Annotated in this window: 18 protein-coding genes; 3 read left to right on the plus strand and 15 right to left on the minus strand. The window is 68.4% G+C overall.

Annotation, left to right across the window (positions count from 1 at the left end; all coding sequences use genetic code 11):
- Positions 1-59: 59 nt before the first annotated feature.
- The 14 genes from HCR12_RS13255 to HCR12_RS13320 form a co-directional block, all read right to left on the minus strand.
- Positions 60-596 (minus strand): Dps family protein, encoded by a 537-nt coding sequence (locus HCR12_RS13255; RefSeq protein ID WP_166869666.1) that lies wholly within the window; start codon positions 594-596, stop codon positions 60-62.
- Positions 597-692: 96 nt separating this feature from the next.
- The gene (locus HCR12_RS13260) at positions 693-1,109 is read right to left on the minus strand and encodes an acyl-CoA thioesterase (RefSeq protein WP_166869665.1); all 417 of its coding nucleotides are present in this window, start codon (positions 1,107-1,109) and stop codon (positions 693-695) included.
- A gap of 86 nt (positions 1,110-1,195) precedes the next feature.
- Complete coding sequence (locus tag HCR12_RS13265; protein WP_166869664.1) at positions 1,196-2,245, minus strand: tartrate dehydrogenase; 1,050 nt, start codon at positions 2,243-2,245, stop codon at positions 1,196-1,198.
- 67 nt (positions 2,246-2,312) lie between these two features.
- A complete protein-coding gene (locus tag HCR12_RS13270) occupies positions 2,313-3,332 on the minus strand; it encodes a VOC family protein (RefSeq protein ID WP_166869663.1) in 1,020 nt (339 codons plus the stop codon).
- A 32-nt stretch (positions 3,333-3,364) separates the two neighbouring features.
- On the minus strand, positions 3,365-4,210 hold the full coding sequence (locus HCR12_RS13275; RefSeq protein WP_224763529.1) for an alpha/beta fold hydrolase: 846 nt from the start codon (positions 4,208-4,210) through the stop codon (positions 3,365-3,367).
- A 70-nt stretch (positions 4,211-4,280) separates the two neighbouring features.
- Positions 4,281-5,075 carry a 2-keto-4-pentenoate hydratase gene (locus tag HCR12_RS13280; protein WP_166869661.1) on the minus strand — a complete coding sequence of 265 codons (795 nt, stop codon included), beginning with the start codon at positions 5,073-5,075 and terminating at the stop codon, positions 4,281-4,283.
- Positions 5,072-5,854, minus strand: coding sequence for an SDR family NAD(P)-dependent oxidoreductase (locus HCR12_RS13285; RefSeq protein ID WP_166869660.1), 783 nt, complete (start codon positions 5,852-5,854; stop codon positions 5,072-5,074). The genes HCR12_RS13280 and HCR12_RS13285 overlap by 4 nt, the downstream gene beginning before the upstream one ends.
- The gene (locus tag HCR12_RS13290; RefSeq protein WP_166869659.1) at positions 5,851-6,654 is read right to left on the minus strand and encodes an SDR family NAD(P)-dependent oxidoreductase; all 804 of its coding nucleotides are present in this window, start codon (positions 6,652-6,654) and stop codon (positions 5,851-5,853) included. Before HCR12_RS13290 ends, HCR12_RS13285 begins: the two co-directional genes overlap by 4 nt.
- Positions 6,651-7,472, minus strand: coding sequence for a sugar phosphate isomerase/epimerase family protein (locus HCR12_RS13295; RefSeq protein WP_166869658.1), 822 nt, complete (start codon positions 7,470-7,472; stop codon positions 6,651-6,653). The genes HCR12_RS13290 and HCR12_RS13295 overlap by 4 nt, the downstream gene beginning before the upstream one ends.
- A complete protein-coding gene (locus HCR12_RS13300) occupies positions 7,465-8,457 on the minus strand; it encodes a zinc-dependent alcohol dehydrogenase (protein WP_166869657.1) in 993 nt (330 codons plus the stop codon). The genes HCR12_RS13295 and HCR12_RS13300 overlap by 8 nt, the downstream gene beginning before the upstream one ends.
- Complete coding sequence (locus tag HCR12_RS13305; protein ID WP_166869656.1) at positions 8,457-9,221, minus strand: SDR family NAD(P)-dependent oxidoreductase; 765 nt, start codon at positions 9,219-9,221, stop codon at positions 8,457-8,459. The genes HCR12_RS13300 and HCR12_RS13305 overlap by 1 nt, the downstream gene beginning before the upstream one ends.
- Positions 9,221-10,231, minus strand: coding sequence for a tripartite tricarboxylate transporter substrate binding protein (locus HCR12_RS13310; RefSeq protein WP_166869655.1), 1,011 nt, complete (start codon positions 10,229-10,231; stop codon positions 9,221-9,223). The genes HCR12_RS13305 and HCR12_RS13310 overlap by 1 nt, the downstream gene beginning before the upstream one ends.
- A 41-nt stretch (positions 10,232-10,272) precedes the next feature.
- Positions 10,273-11,925 carry a tripartite tricarboxylate transporter permease gene (locus HCR12_RS13315; RefSeq protein ID WP_166869654.1) on the minus strand — a complete coding sequence of 551 codons (1,653 nt, stop codon included), beginning with the start codon at positions 11,923-11,925 and terminating at the stop codon, positions 10,273-10,275.
- A gap of 3 nt (positions 11,926-11,928) precedes the next feature.
- The gene (locus HCR12_RS13320) at positions 11,929-12,390 is read right to left on the minus strand and encodes a tripartite tricarboxylate transporter TctB family protein (RefSeq protein ID WP_166869653.1); all 462 of its coding nucleotides are present in this window, start codon (positions 12,388-12,390) and stop codon (positions 11,929-11,931) included.
- Between the two features lie 139 nt (positions 12,391-12,529).
- On the opposite strand from HCR12_RS13320, the gene HCR12_RS13325 reads away from it, so the two are divergent.
- The 3 genes from HCR12_RS13325 to HCR12_RS13335 are packed head-to-tail and all read left to right on the plus strand — an operon-like array spanning position 12,530 to position 14,822.
- Positions 12,530-13,219 (plus strand): GntR family transcriptional regulator, encoded by a 690-nt coding sequence (locus tag HCR12_RS13325; RefSeq protein ID WP_166869652.1) that lies wholly within the window; start codon positions 12,530-12,532, stop codon positions 13,217-13,219.
- Between the two features lie 36 nt (positions 13,220-13,255).
- The gene (locus tag HCR12_RS13330) at positions 13,256-14,254 is read left to right on the plus strand and encodes an Ldh family oxidoreductase (protein WP_166869651.1); all 999 of its coding nucleotides are present in this window, start codon (positions 13,256-13,258) and stop codon (positions 14,252-14,254) included.
- A 37-nt stretch (positions 14,255-14,291) separates the two neighbouring features.
- Positions 14,292-14,822, plus strand: a complete 531-nt coding sequence (locus HCR12_RS13335; RefSeq protein WP_224763531.1) for a ribonuclease H family protein — start codon at positions 14,292-14,294, stop codon at positions 14,820-14,822.
- Positions 14,823-14,882: 60 nt separating this feature from the next.
- Here the strand turns inward: HCR12_RS13335 and HCR12_RS13340 are convergent, their stop codons facing one another.
- Positions 14,883-15,893: an LPXTG cell wall anchor domain-containing protein gene (locus tag HCR12_RS13340; protein ID WP_166869650.1), complete on the minus strand. Its 1,011-nt coding sequence runs from the start codon at positions 15,891-15,893 to the stop codon at positions 14,883-14,885.
- Positions 15,894-15,993 lie beyond the last annotated feature (100 nt).

The following is a 15,993-nucleotide window of genomic DNA, read 5'->3' on the forward strand; positions in this document are numbered from 1 at the left end:
GCGGAGGCCTCTGGCGCGAGCATTGCTCGCGAGCGCCGCCCGAGCGCGTCACGTGCCCGCTACTTGCCCGCGGGAGTCCGATTCTCTGCCGACACCATCCAGGCGTACTGCTCGAGCTTCTCGATGACGGCGTGCAGCAGGTCGGCGGTCGTGGGATCCTCCTCGTCGACCTCGTCGTGCACGCCGCGGACCGTGGCCACGACGGCTTCGAGCCGAACGGTGATGAGGTCGATGACGTCGGTCGTCAGCACCTCACCGGCAGGGAACTCCGGAAGCGTCGTGGTCGCGGCGACGGTGTCGCTGCGCCCGTCCGGGATGGCGTGCAGGGCGCGCATCCGCTCGGCCACCTCGTCGCTGAAGCCGCGGGCGAGGTCGATGATCTCGTCGAGGATGCGGTGGGTGTCGCGGAAGTTGCGCCCGACCACGTTCCAGTGCGCCTGCTTGCCCTGACCAGCGAGCTCGATGAGGTCGACCAGCACTTTCTGCATGTCCTCGGTGAGCTTCTTGGAGGCGGTGAAGCCTCCCTCGGCGTTCTGGCGTCGGCTCGTGCGAGCACCGGCGCCGGCAGGGGTCTTGCGCGTCTTCGTCTCGGTCATGCCCAGAACGCTAGATCGGCCCGCGATCGCGAGCGAGGCCCTCGACGGGTTCGCCGCGACGTGCTACTCGCCTCGCTGAGCCTGGCGCCCCCACGCTCACTCTGTAGGCAGGCGGTCCCGATCGTACGTGATGGTCGAGTAGCCGTGCGGCAGTGGAACGCCCTCCTCGTCGAGTCCCACGAACACGATCCGCTCGATCGCGAGGATGCGCTGCCGCGTGATCATGTTGCGCACTTCCGCGCGCAGCGTGATCGAGGTGCGTCCGAACGTCGTCGCCACGATGCCGAGCTCGATGAGGTCGCTCTGGCTCGCCGACGACACGAACTCGACCTCCGAGATGAGCTTCGTGACAGCCCGCGGGTTGCCGATCTGCACGATCGCATAGATCGCGGCCTCCTCGTCGATCCACCGCAGGAGGCTGCCGCCGAAGAGGGTGCCGTGAGCATTCAGGTCCTCGGGCTTCACCCAGCGCCGCGAGCGGAACGCGATCTCCGCGTCGACATCACCCGGCATCGCGCCACCTCCTCGCCGCGTCCGACAGCTTGATCATCACCCCGGATGGCGCCCGGCCGATACCCCTCCCCGAAGATCGGCGCGCATCAGCCGATGCGGCGCAGCACCTCTGCGACGAACTCCGACGTGCTCGCCGTGCCGCCGAGATCGCGCGTGCTGACGCCATCGGCGAGGGCACCCTCGAACGCGGCGGTGAGGGCGGCGGCGGCGGCGACCTCACCGAGGTGCTCGAGCATCATCGCTCCCGCCCAGAGAGCGCCGACCGGGTTCGCGAGCCCCTTCCCCACGATGTCGGGGGCGGTGCCGTGCACCGGCTCGAACATCGACGGCACGGAGCGGTCGGTGTTGATGTTGGCCGAGGGGGCGATACCGATCGAGCCCGCGACAGCGGCCGCGAGGTCGGAGAGGATGTCGCCGAAGAGGTTCGAGGCCACCACGACGTCGAGGCTGTTCGGGGCGAGCACGACGCGGGCCGAAAGGGCGTCGATGAGCACACTCTCGAGCTCCACCCCGGGGTGCTGGGCGACCGTCTCGGCGACGACCTCATCCCAGAACGGCATCGAGTGGATGATCCCGTTCGACTTCGTGGCCGAAACGAGGCGTCCGCTGCGGCTGGCGGCGAGCTCGGCGGCGTACTCGGCGACGCGTGCGACACCCCGCCGGGTGAAGAGAGCCTGCTGGAAGGCCATCGCATCGGGGGTGCCGTGGTAGGCGCGGCCTCCGACCTCCGAGTACTCGCCCTCCACGTTCTCGCGCACGACCACGACGTCGATGTCGGAGTTGCGGGTGACGCGCGGCTCAACGCCCGGAAGAAGGCGGATCGGTCGGATGTTGAGGTACAGATCGAAGGCGCGCCGGATGGGGATCAGCAGCCCCCACAGGGTCACGGCGTCGTCGATGTCAGGGTGGCCGACAGCCCCGAGGAAGATGCCGTCGCCGTCTCGCAGCTGCTCGATGCCGTCCGCCGGCATCATCGCGCCCTCGGCCAGATAGCGATCCGAGCCCCAATCGCGGTCACGCCAGGTGATGCGGAAGTCGTGGTGAGCGGCGACGGCGTCGATGCAGGAGACCGCCGCAGGCGTGACCTCCTTGCCGATGCCGTCGCCGGCGATGACGTCGATGGTGTGCGAGCGCATGAGAATCTCCTCGGATGAGTGCGGCCCGGGTTGCAGAGCCCGGGCCGCACATGGTGCTTCGTGGTGCTTACGGCGCGAGAAGCGGGTTCTCGAGCCCCGCGACACCGGTGGTGTCGCGACCGCGGCTGCCAGGGGTGGTGACAATCGGGTCGCCGTACCAGGTGAGCCCCTCGGGGAACTCCTCCGGACGCCACTCGATGGCCTCCCAGTCCTCATCGAAGATCTGGTAGCCGCCCGCGTACAGCTCCACGCGGTGGTCCGAGCCGGGGTCGTGCACGTACAGGTACATGGCCTGGCCGATGCCGTGCTTGCCGGGGCCCACGCCGTACGAGACGTCGAGGTCACGGAGCACGTCGGCCGCCGTGAGCACGTCGCTCATGTTCTCCATGTTGTACGCGAGGTGGTGCAGCTGGCCGATCTTCTCCTCGCGGTTGGCGACGAACGCGATGTCGTGCACCTGCGAGGTGACCGAGGTCCACGAGGCCATGAGGGTCTCAGGGTGGTCGGGAAGGTAGGCGAACTCGCGACGCTTGAGGCCCAGGTTCTCGCGCGCCCAGCGCTCGGTCTGGTTGATCGTCTGGGGCGAGGTCTGCACGTTGAAGTGGTCGAGGCGGCGAACGCCCAGTCCACGACGCGTGGAGCTGTTGGAGGGGAGGCGCGACCGGATCTCCTCCGGCGCGTCGACCTTCTCCATGTCGTAGTACAGCTCGATCGGGTGCGTGCCGCCGGGGAGGAGGAAGCGCACCGCGGTGCCGCGCCCCTTCTCGGTTCCAGCGGGAACTTCGACTGCCTCGACCTCCTGCTTCAGCAGGTGCTCGTAGAACAGCTCGACGTCCTGCGGACGACGGGTGCGGAACGAGAACGCGTTCACCACATCGGTGTCCTGCTGACGCAGGACCATCGAGTGGTGGCGCAGCTCTTGGTACGCGCGGAGGTACGCGACGTCGCCGTCGCGCTCCACCTCCTCCATGCCGAGGATGTCGCGGAAGAACCACAGCGACTTCTCGATGTCGCGCGTGCCCAGGCTGATCGAGCCAGCGTGGGAGATCCCGGGGCCCGGGTCGTACTGATCAGACAGAAGTGCCATGATCGCCTTTCTTCATTGAGGGGGTTGCGAGCTCAGCGGTCGCGGAGCAGGAACTCCAGGTGGATTCGGTTGAACTCGTCGGCCTTCTCGTACTGAGGCCAGTGGCCGGCCTCGTCGATGACAGCGAGCTCGGCATCGGGGATGAGGCCCGCGATGCGACGGGCTTCGTCGACGGGACCCGAGGGGTCCTTCGTCGTCCACAGCACCATCGCCGGCACCGAAATGGCGCGCAGGTCGTCGTCGGAGAGCATGTTGCGCTTGCGCGTCTCCAGATCCTGGAGGGCCATGTTCATGCGGCACGCCATCTCCCACTCGGGCTGCTGGAAGATGCGCTGGCGAACGCGGATGAGGTCGTCGGTCACCATCGTCGGGTCAGCCATCAGCCACTCGAGACGAGCCTTGACGCGCTCCCACGACGGGTCCTTGGCGGCCTCCATCGAGAGGGTGAACAGACGCTCCATCACGGCGGGGTTCGCCATCGTGCCGCCCATGGTGTTGAGCACGATGCGCTCGACGCGCTCGGGGTGCAGCTGCGAGAACTTCGCCGTGGTCCAGCCTCCGAGCGACTCGCCCGACATGTAGTACTTCTCGGCACCGAGGGCATCCATCACGCCGTGCACGTGATCGATGTAGTGCTTGATCTCGAGCGGGTGCTCGGGCTTGGCAGAGTAGCCATGGCCGATGAAGTCGAACGCGAACACGTCGAAGTGCTCGCCGTGCGCCTGCATGTTCCGGCTGTACGCCTCGGCGTGCCCCGTGATGCCGTGGAGGAGGAGGAGCTTGCGCGGGTTGTCGGGATCACCGGCGCGCAAGTAGCGCGTTCGGTACCCCCCCGCATCGATGAATCCCTGCGAGAAGCTGGTCTCAACGAGGTCCATCCAGGTGCTCGTATATGGATGCGTCGCCATGAATTGGCCTTTCTGCTGGCGTGGGAGGGAAGGGATTCGGCTACCGGCCCGCGACTGCGGTGACGGTGCCGAGAATGCCGAGATCGGCGGTGTAACTGGTTCCTGCGGTGAAGGGGACCATCGGTCCAAGGGCGCCCGAGAGGACCACCTCGCCCGCCCGCAGTGGCCGGCCGACGCGGGCGGCCGTCTCGGCCACCCAGACGAGTGCGTTCACCGGGTCGCCCATGCACGCGGCACCGCTGCCGCTCGACACGACCGCGCCGTCGGCAGTGAGCGACATGGGAATCGCGACCGGGTCGAAGCCGTCGAGCGGAAGCTCGACATCGCCCAGCACGAACAGCGCGCTCGAGGCGTTGTCCGCGATTGTGTCGACGATCGAGATGCGCCAGTCGCGCACCCGCGAGTCGACGATCTCGAATGCGGCGCGGGCCGATCCGACGGCGGCCACGACGGATGCGCGGTCCACGGCGTCCACGTCGCGTGCCAACACGAAGGCGATCTCGGCCTCGATGCGCGGGGAGATAAGACGCGACATGTCGACGGCCTCGACCCCGGTGACGTCCATGTCGGAGAGCAGCACGCCGAAGTCGGGCTGGTCGACCCCAAGCTGCGCCTGCACGGCCGGGTTGGTGAGCCCTACCTTGCGCCCGATGCGGGCGAGTCCGTCGGATTCGCGGCGCGACATCAGCAGCTCCTGCACGGCGTACGCGGCATCGACGTTGCCTTCGCCGACGATGTCCTTGACGGGCTCCGCCGGCTGCGCCGTGCGCTGCGCTTCGTAGAGCACCTCCGCCGCCTGGGCGACTGCCTGCTCGTCGTACGTGAGCTCGCTCACATCATCACCATCCCGCCGTCGACCATCAGAAGCTGGCCGGTCATGTAGTCGGAGTCATCGGCGGCGAGGAATACCGCCGTCGGAACGAGGTCCTCGGCCTGCGAGAGGCGGCCGAGGGGGATCTTCGACGTGTAGTCGGAGAGCGTTCGATCAGCAAGCGTCAGCGCGTCGGCTCGCCAGAGAGGCGTGTCGACGATGCCCGGCCCGATGCCGTTCACCGTGATCCCGTGCGGGGCGAGGCCCTTCGCGGTGGACTGGGTGAGCGACAGCAGCGCGGCCTTGCTGGCGGCGTAGGCCGTGAAGTCACCTGTGGCCTGCCGCGAGGACGTGCTGCAGATGTTGACGATCTTGCCCGCGCCGCGCGTCGCTTCGCCCTGCGCGATGAAGCGCTGCGCCGCCTGCTGCGTGCACAGCAGCGGCCCGAGTGCGTTGATGCGCAGCATGAGATCCCAGCTGGTCTCGTCGGTGTCGAGGAACGAGTGACGACGCAGGATGCCCGCGGCGTTCACGAGGATGTCGATGCCGCCGAAGACGTCGTCGATGCGCTCGAAGGCGGCCGCAACGGATGCCTCATCGCCGACATCGCACGTGTGCGCGACAGCGACTCCGGACGCGGCGACGATCTCCTGCGCGACGGCTTCCGCGGCGGCGGCGTCGCGGTCGACGATCAGTACCTGCGCCCCTTCGGCGGCATAGCCGCGCGAAATGGCGGCGCCGATGCCGCTGCCGGCTCCGGTGACGAGAGCACGTCGACCGGTGAGTCTTCCGAGACCGCTCACGATCCCCTCCTTGCTGTCCAGGTCATGTACGAGGCGAAGAGCGCACGCGTGGCCGAGCGGGGCAGGATTCGGTACGCCGCGTAGACGGCCTTCCAGATCCCTCCCGGCACCACGAGCGCGCGCCGCTTCTCGAAGGCGCGCACCGCAGCGGAAGCCACCTGCTCAGGGGCGCACCACATCATGTTGTGGATCCCGGATGCGCCGAGACCGGCGCGGCCGTGGAATCCGCTGCGCACGAACCCCGGGGCGACCACAGTGCTCGTGACGCCCGTCCTGCGCAGCAGCTGGTTGAGTCCTTCGCCGAAGGTCTGGGCCCACGCCTTCGATGCCGAGTAGGTGATCGCGGCAGTTCCGGGCAGGAAGCCGGCGATCGAGGCGACGGTGAGCAGGCCTCCGCGGTCGCGGTCGAGCATGCCGGGGAGCGCCGCGTGCGCGAGCTCGGTAAGGGCGTCGATGCTGACGCGGTTGACCGCGACCGACGCGTCGACCGGGTTGCCGAGGTAACCCCCGGGCGGCAGCCCGATGCCAGCGGAGTGCACGAGCACGTCGACCGGCTCGTCCGTCGCCTGAAGTCGCGCGGAGACGGCGGCAACGCCCTCGCGCGCGCCCAGGTCGGCGGCGAGCACCTCGTGGGATGCCGACGAGATGCCGGTGAGCTCGTCACGCAGCTCGCCGAGCGAATCCGCGCCGCGGGCGACCAGCACGAGGGCATAGCCGCGCTCCGCGAACTCGCGCGCGATCGCGCGGCCGATGCCGGAGGACGCACCCGTCACGAGCGCGCGCATGGGGCCGGTGCTCATCGCGCACTCACCTCGTCCCCCCAGCCGAGTGCGGCCCGCGTGGTGCGGAGCACATCGGCGATGAGTGTCCGCGCGTCGCCGGAGGCCGTCGAGATGGGAGCTTCGACGGTCACCAGCGCACCCGACGGCATCTCGGCGACGAAATCGGCGAGCGGAAGCTCGCCGGCGCCGGGCAGACGGCGATCGAACCGCGCTTCGTGCAGCAGCGGGTGCAGTCCCGACGGCGACGGCGACGGCGGCGCCTCGCTGGGCGCGTCGCAGAGCTGTATGACCGCAAGCATCTCGGGGTCGAGCCGGGCGAGGTCGGCGGGCTGGGTACCGCCGCGCGAGGCGTGCAGCGTGTCGACGATGAGGCCCGCTCCGGCGCGTTCGGCGATGATCCCGGCCGCCTGCGGCAGGGTCGCGACGGCCCGGTACGGCATCGGCTCGATCACGAGACGAAGCCCATGCTCGGAGGCGAGCGCGGCGAGCGCGGCGAGCGTGTCCGCGCACCGGATCGCGTCGGTGTCGTCGGAGAACGAGTAGAGCAGATGCGCGCCGAGCTCCGCGCCCTGCTCGAGGACGGGACGCAGGTGGTCCATCCCGAGCGCGAGCGCCTCGGTGATCGCGACAGCTTCGATGGCATGCACGGCCACACCGGCGTCACGCACGCGGTTTACGAGCGTCGCGTCAAGCGGAACGGCCCATTCGGGCTCGCCGCCGACGATGTGGATGGTGCGCACGCTCACGCTCGCGAAGCCAGCATCGGCCGCGGCGTGGGCGAACGCCCCCGGCTCAAGCGAGAGCGCCGTGAGGTGGTCGATGCCGAGGTCACGCATCCCAGTCTCCGGAGCTCACACGGATCCACGTCTTGCCGACACGTCCCGCTGCGCCGACGAGCGCCTCCTGAGCATCCTCGAACGAGAACGGGGCGTGGAGGACGGCGCCCGGCCGAGCCTCGCCGCGCGCCACCGTGTCGATGACCGCCGCATAGTCGTGCGGGTGGTCGTAGATCATGGAGCCCGTGATGGTGAGGCCGCGGCGCACGAGAACCTTGGTGTCCACGGGTATCGGGGTCTCCCCTACGCCGATGGCCATGAACAGTCCATCGGGGTCCACCAGCTCGAGGGCCGCGGCAGCGCCCGCACCCGAGCCGGTCGTCTCGAACATGAGGTCGAAGCGCTCTCCCGGTTCCACGGGTCGCGCGCCGAGGGCGACGGCAGCCTGCACGCGCTCCCCGGAGAGGTCGAAGATGGCGGGGGTGATCCCGCGACGGTGGAGGGCATCTACGAGGATGCGACCGATGGACCCGGCGCCGGCGATCGCGATCCGCTCGCGCGCGGAGAAGTCGCCTGCTCGCCGGACGGCGCTCAGCGCGACGGCGAGCGGCTCGATGCAGACGGCGTCCTCATCGGACACCTCCTCAGGCAGCGGCCACGCGAAGTCGGCGGGAACCGCCACGCGCTCGGCGAGGAAGCCCTGCTCGGTGACGACAGGGCTGCGGCGGCTCGTGCACAGCGACGGAAGCGCATTCAGGCAGGGGCGGCAGGTGGTGCAGGGGTAGTTCGGTTCGATGGCGACACGCCCGCCGATCCGCGACGCATCGACATCCGCACCGACGGCGACGACCACTCCGATCGCCTCGTGGCCGACGACAAGGCCGCCCTCCACGATGTCCCGAGAGCCGTGCACGTAGGCGAGATCGGTGCCGCACGTGGCGACGGCGGTCACGGCGACGATGACGTCGCCTGCCCCACACACCGGCTCGGGCCAGGTGTCGACCAGGTGGATCTGCCGCGGCGCGGCGAGCACTGCTGCGCGCATCAGGCCGTGATCCCTCCATCGATCGTGATGATCTGACCTGTCATGTAGTTCGCGTCCTCGCTGGCGAGGAACACCGCCGCGCCGGCCAGGTCGTCGGCGACGGCGATCCGTCCGAGCGGGATCTGCGCGCGGTACGCGACGAAGCGCGCGTCAAGGTCAGCCGGGTTCTCGTGCACACCGTTCCAGAGCGGCGTCTCGACGATGCCGGGCGCGATCCCGGTGACCGTGATGCCGTGGGGCGCGAGCGAACGCGATCCGCTCGCGATCAGCGAGGAGACCATCGCCTTGCTGGCGGCGTACGCCACCCAGTCAGCGTTGTTGCGCTTGGGCGAGATGGAGGTGAGGTTGATGATCTTGCCTGCGATGCCGTCGGCGATCATCGCCCGGGCCGCCTCCTGCATGCAGATGAGCGTGCCGAGGCCGTTGACCTTCTGGTGGCGCTCCCAGACCTGCGCCGTGGTGTCGGCGAGGGTCGTGGACTGCGAGATGCCAGCGTTGTTCACCATGACATCGAGGCGGCCGAACTCGGCCACTGCTGCGGCGATTCCGCGCCTCACAGAGACGCGGTCGGCCACATCCATCTCGACCGCCAGCGCACGCCCACCGGCGACGACGATGTCATCGCGTACGGAGGTCGCGGCAGCGAGGTCGATATCGGCGATCGCGACGAGCGCGCCCTCACGGGCGTAGCGGCGCGCGATGGCCTCACCGATTCCTTTACCCGCCCCGGTGACGACGGTCGAGATGGATGCGAGCGTGTTCATCAGGTGAGCGAGACGCCGAACTTCTCGAGCGCAGCCTTCGACTTCTTGGCGATGTCTGCGAGACTCGTGTACCAGTTGAGCTCGTTGTCGCCCGTCAGAAGAGGCATGTAGTTCGCCTGGGTGAACTCCTGGAAGTTCGAGCCCTCGACCGCGGCGAGCACGGCCGCGCGCAGGATGTCGACGACCGCAGGGTCAGTACCGGCCGGTGCGGCGACGCCCCACACAGTCGTGGTCATGGCGCTCGTGTCAATGCCGAGGTCCTCGAGCGTCTTGATGTCCTCGAGGTATTCGAGGGCCTCGCCGTCAGCGGAGAGCACCGCAAGCGGCTTGAGCGCACCGGCGGTGATCTGCGGCATGGCGACCGACGCGTCGAGCATGGCCACGTCGACCTGGTTCCCGACGAGGGCCTGGGTGGCCTCGGCGGCGCCGTTGAACGGAACCTGGGTGGCAGTGACGCCGAGCTGGTCGAACATCATGAGCGTGTTGAGGTGCGTCGGTGTGCCGTTACCGGTGCTCGCGTAGGTGACGCTGCCCTTCTTGCTCAGCGCGGCGAAGTCGTCGACGCCGTTCGAGCCGGTGACCAGCACGTAGGGCTGCGAGATGGTTCCCGCGATCGGCTCGAAGCTGGCGAAGTCGTACGCGACGCCCTCGCGGAGCCCCGACTGCACGAAGGAGTCACCGGTCGTGTAGGTGAGGGTGTATCCGTCGGCAGCGCCGATGGCGACCTCGCTCAGTCCCGTGATGCCGGACGCGCCGGGACGGTTCTCGACGACGACGGTGACACCGAGCTCCGCCTCGAGGTCCTGTGCGAGCGCACGCGCCGAGATGTCGGAGGGGCCGCCCGCGCCGTAGGGCACGATCAGCGTGATGTTCCCCTTGGGGAAATCGACCGGCGCGGGCTCGGTGGAACCTGCGTCGTCCGCGGGCGCGCTGGTGCAGCCCGCGAGGGCGACGGCCGCCGCTGCGGCTGTGGCGATGAGGGCGCCGGAGCGGCGCATCGAAAACTTCATCGTTCTCCTTGGATGGAATGAATGGGGATGGTGCTGCCGCGTCAGGAGCGGCGGTCCTTGTCGGTGCTGTCGTCGCTGTCTGCGTCGGCACCGACAGGGTCGGGGAGGGTGACGACCACGTCGTCATCCGCGATGGTGTCGGCCGTGGCCTCGTCGTACGCCTCGCCAGCCGCGGCGGTCACCGTGGCGGTCGACGTGGTGTTGAGCGTGACCGCCTTCTTCTTGCGCAGTCGGCTGGCGACGATCTGGAAGACCACCACGCCGGCGACGATGAGCACGAAGATGAGCGCGACAGGGCGCTCGACGAAGATGCCGAGGCTGCCGCCCGACATCAGGAGGCTCTGCTTGAAGGAGGTCTCGAGCAGCGGGCCGAGCACGAGCGCGAGCGCCAGGGGACCGGGGTCGAATCCGGTTTTGCGCATCACGTAGCCGACGACGCCGAACGCGAGCATCGTCCACATGTCGAAGGTCGAGTTCGAGACGCTGTAGACGCCGATCATCGTGATGAGCACGACAACTGTCGCGAGCACGCCGATGCGGACGCGCACGAGGTTCACGAACATGCCGACCATCGGCAGGCTCAGCACGAGGAGCATGAGGTTGCCGAGGATCATCGAGGCGAGCACGCCCCAGAACACGCCCGGGTGGTCGTTGACGAGGCTCGGCCCGGGCGTGATGCCCTGGATGAGGAGCGCGCCGTAGAGCAGAGCGAGGACGACGTTCGAGGGGATTCCGAGCGACAGCAGCGGAAGGAAGGACGACGTCGACCCGGCGTTGTTGGCCGTTTCGGGTCCGGCGACACCGGCGATCGCGCCGTGACCGAACTTCTCGGGGGTCTTGGAGACCTTCTTCTCCACCGCGTAGGAGGCGAGCGACGACACAACGCCACCACCACCCGGGAGGAGTCCGAGGAAGAACCCGAGAACGGAGCCACGCGCGATCGCGCCGGAGGACTCCTTCATGTCCTTGCGGGTGGGCAGGACGCGGCCGATCTTGCCGCTCACGCGTGCCGCCTTGACGTTGTGCTCGAGGTCGTAGAGCACATCGCCGAGACCGAAGAGGCCCATAGCCACCGCGACGAAGTCGATGCCGCGGAGCAGCTCGGGCGAGCCGAACGTGAAGCGCGAGACGCCGGAGACCATGTCGATGCCGACCGTCGCGATGAGCAGACCGATGGCGGCGATGATGAGGTTCTTCGACGGCTTCGCCTGTCCGAGGACGGTGACCATGAGCAGACCCATGACCGCGAGCATCGCGAACTCGGGCGGGCCGAGCTGCACGGCGAACTGGGCGATGATCGGCGAGAAGAAGAAGAGTCCGATGATTGCGACGGTGCCGCCGATGAACGAGCCGATCGCCGAGATGCCGAGCGCGGGGCCGGCTCGGCCTTGAAGCGCCATCTGGTGACCGTCGTAGACCGTGACCACGCTCGCCGCCTCACCGGGCAGCTTGATGAGGACCGATGTGATCGTTCCGCCGTAGTAGGCGCCGTAGTAGATGCCCGCGAGCATGACGATCGCGGCCTCGGGCGGCAGCACGTAGGTGAGCGGCAGCATGAGCGCGATGGTGGGCGCCGGGCCGAGGCCCGGGAGCACACCCACGATCATGCCCAGGAGCACGCCGATGAAGACGAAGAGGATGTTGATCGGCTGGAGGGCTACCGAGAACCCCTCGAGGACGCCGTTGATGTCCATCGTTTAGAACCTTCCGCCCGTGATCAGAGACATCACGGGGTCATGCGGCACCGGGACGCGCAGGCCCACCACGAAGATCAGCACCATGGCGACAGCGAAGGCGGGGCCGACCGTGAGGGAGAAGCGCCAGCTCTCTTGTGCCAAGAACCGCAGCCACACGATCGAGAAGATGAGCGACGCGAGCGAGAAGCCGATGGTCGCGAACATCACCACGTAGGCGCCGATCCAGATGAAGCCGAGCACCGAGATGAGCGACTTGCGAGTGAGCCGTTCGTAGTCCTCGCCATCCCGTTCTGCCACGAGCAGGAACACCGCGCCGGCGGAGAGGCACAGCGAGAGGAACATCGGCCATGCGCCGGCACCTGGGGCCGCGAACGTACCGAGCGGGAGTTGCACCGACATCACGAAGCAACCGATTCCGAGGGCGAGCAGCGCGAGGCTGTTCAGCCGGAAGAGCGAGCGCATAGGTGCTCGCCTGATGTCCTTCATCTGCACCCCTTCGTGCTCTGGTCCTCGCTGCGTTGTTCGCCAGCGGTCTCACGTTACGAACGAGCTATGCATTTGTCAACGTGGAATGCATTCTTTGTCCCACTATGCTTTCGCCATGGCCAAACAAGGTGACTCGAAGACGCTCGCGTCTCACGTGTACGAGCTGGTGAGCCACGACATCATGAACGGCCGATGGTCCCCAGGAGCGCCGCTGCGACCGGGAGAGCTGTCGAAGGCGTACGGCACGAGCACCACGGTCATCCGGGAGGTGCTGGTGCGACTGGGCGCAGAGCGCCTCGCTGTATCGGAGCCGGCGAAAGGATTCTCGGTCCCCGGGCTCACCGTGACCGACATCGAGGACCTCACCATGGTCCGCATCCACAACGACACGCTGGCCCTTCGCCTCTCCATCGAGCGTGGTGGTATCGACTGGGAGACAGATCTGATGACGCGTCATCATATTCTGTCGCGCACCGATCGTAGATCACCGGAAGACCCTCTGCACATCCGTGACGAGTGGTCGAGCGCCCACCGCGACTTCCACGCCACGCTCGTCGCCGGTTCTGGCGTGCCGTTGCTCATCGACCTCTCGCGGACCCTCTTCGACTCCACCGAGCTCTACCGCCGCTGGGCCGCGCCCTCACCCGCAGCGCTCAAGCGCGACGTTCCCCACGAGCACGACCTGATCATGCGTGCGGCACTCGACCGCGACGCCGATGCCGCCACGCGACTGCTGACGGAGCACTACCAACACTCGCTTGAGGTCATGCTCGCGGCAGGATTCGTCACCCCGACCACCGACTGACAGGCACTTCGCCGCTCAACGACGAACGGACACCTCATGCAGACCACGATCGACAACCTTCGCGCGCGCCTGGAAAGGGCCTTCCTCGGCATCGGAGCGCCGACCGAGCAGGCCATCGCCACCGCCGAAATGTGCCTCGACGCAGAGCTGCGTGAGCACTTCTCCCACGGCGTCCGCCTGGTGCGCAACATCGCGACCGAGTACCGCACCGGCGCCTCGCGTCGACGCGAGCTCGCGATCACCTCCGAGACGCCGGTCTCGGCCATCGTCGACGGCGGCTACAACCTGTCGCCGTATGTGCATCGCATCGCCGCGGACCTGGCCGCCGAGAAGGCCGACACCACCGGAATCGGAATCGCCTCGGTGCACAGTGCCGGGGTGAGCGGCGCGCTCGGCTACCTCGTCGAGCGAATCGCCGCCCGTGGGTTCATCGCTATCGCGTTCAACAGCACGCCGCTCGTCGTCGTGGCACCCGGTACGACCGTGCCGACGCTCGGCACCAACCCGCTCGCGATGGCGGTGCCGCGCGAGGATGACGACCCGCTCGTGCTCGACATGTCCACATCGTCGATCGCCTTCAACAAGGTCATGCGCGCCCGCTCGCTCAACACGGAGCTCCCCGCAGGCGTCGCGCTCGATGTGCACGGCGAAGTCACCCGGGACCCGCATGCCGCCGTCGACGCCCAGGGACGCGGGCGACTTCTGCCGTTCGGCGGACACCGCGGGTACGGACTCTCCCTCATGCTCGAGCTCATCGTCTCCGGCTTCATCACCGGCCGCACCGGCGCGACCAAGCGCGGCGACGTCATCCACGAGCCCGACGACTTCGGCGCCCTGTACCTCGCGATCGACCCCGCGATCCTGGGCCCAGCCGAGAACAGCGAGGCCGTCGAGTGCCTCATCGCCGAGATCACAGCAGCCGGCGGGCGCCTTCCGGGCGAGAACAGCCGTGCGATCCGGGAGGAGCGGATTCTCTCCGGTGTCGTCGAGCTCGACGCCGAGGCGGGGGCCGTGCTGGCCGAGCACACGCCATAGTCACGGCGGCGGCGCCCCCGTACGCGAGACTGGTGGGGTGAGCACCATCGACCGATACACCGTGGCCACCGACGGAGCCTGCAAGGGCAACCCGGGGCCTGCCGGCTGGGCGTGGGTCGGCGAGGACGGCCACTGGGCCGCCGGCTCGATCGTCGCCGGCACCAACAACATCGGCGAGCTGCGCGCGGTGCTGAACGCCATCCGCGACAACGCGAACGTCGTGCACCTGCTCGTGCAGGCCGACTCGACCTACGCCATCGACACGTACACGAAGTGGATGGACGGGCACAAGGCTCGCGGCTGGAAGACGAGCTCGAAGAACCCGGTGAAGAACGTCGACATCCTCGAGGAGATGATCGCCGTGCGCGATGCGCGGCGTGCGGCGGGGCTTCCGGATGTGCAGTTCGAGCACGTGCGAGGCCACCGCGGACACCGACTCAACGAGTGGGCGGACGAGCGCTCGGTGCGGGCTGCGGTGCACGCCGCGAAGGGCCTCGAGACCGAGTGGCGCAGCCGCAGCGGCAACCAGCCCCTCGTCGACGTGGGAGTCGATCCCACGAAGAAGTGACCTCCTGACAGCGAAACGGGGAGCGGCCTCGGGCGGCCGCTCCCCGTGTGCTGTGGTGGTTCAGGCGGTCGCGGTCGCGCGGCGACGCATCGCGAAAGCCGCGGCACCGAGCACGAGCATGCCTCCGGCGAGCGCGAACGATGCGGGGCCGACCTCGACACCCGTCGAGGCGAGGGTGCGCGCCACATCGAAGCGCGCGCTCGCCACGGTGCCCGAGCTCTGGCCGATGACGACGAGCGTGTGGGTTCCGCCGCTCAGCCGCGAGAGCACGGAGCTGCCGAGCGAGAACTGAACGACACCGTCGATGACGGGGAAGGTGCCCACATAGGTGGGCGTCGAGTACGCGTACACGTCGACCCACGAGTCGAAGCCCAGCCAGTTGAAGGTGCCCGTGTAGGAGCGGCCGGGCGAGAGGGGCGCTGTGGGCAGGCCGACGCTGTCAGCGGCGCCCGGCGTGGATTCCGCGTCCGAGAGGAAGCCGGCGAGCCCCGACGAGTCGTTCACCGGCGCACCCGAGGGTTCCTCCTTCGGCGCCCAGATCGGGTCGTCGAGCACGTGCAGTACCCATCCCTCCTCGTAGCCTTCCAGCTCCGCCGTCACGATCACACCGATCCAGGCGCCGACATACTCCGACGTCACGACGTGGGTGATGGCGGTTTCGCCGGTGAGCTCGTCGCCCCACATGCCCCCGTTGACGGCCCACTGGTAGCTCAGCGTCGCGCCCTCCGGCCAATCGGCGACCACGGCGGTGAGGGTGTTGCCCACCTGCGGAGTGCCGGTGATCGACACCGTTCCGACCTCCATCTCGAGGAGCGGATCCGACATGGGGCTGAAGAGGATGTCGCCGCCTCCGTCGCCGCCCGCCTCGTCGCTGCCCTGGTCCTCGCCCGGGTCATCGCCGAGCTGCTGCTCGCCCTCCTCGTCGCCGAGCTGCTGCTCGATGCCCGGGTCGTCGGGAAGTGCGTCGTCGTCGGCGAAGGCGGGGGCGCTTGAGAGCAGCGCTCCTCCGGTGGTCAGCACGGCGGCGAGGGCGACGGCCGCGAGGCGGGTGGTGGTTCGGGTTCGGGTCATGGTGGTCTCCTGGTGCGTGGGTGGTGCGCAATGCGGAGTGCAGAGTCTCAGATAACTATATGGAAACACCGCTATCACCTGATACTGCCTCCCGCACCCC

This window comes from Salinibacterium sp. ZJ70 (assembly GCF_011751865.2).
In the GTDB taxonomy this organism is placed as follows: domain Bacteria; phylum Actinomycetota; class Actinomycetes; order Actinomycetales; family Microbacteriaceae; genus Homoserinibacter.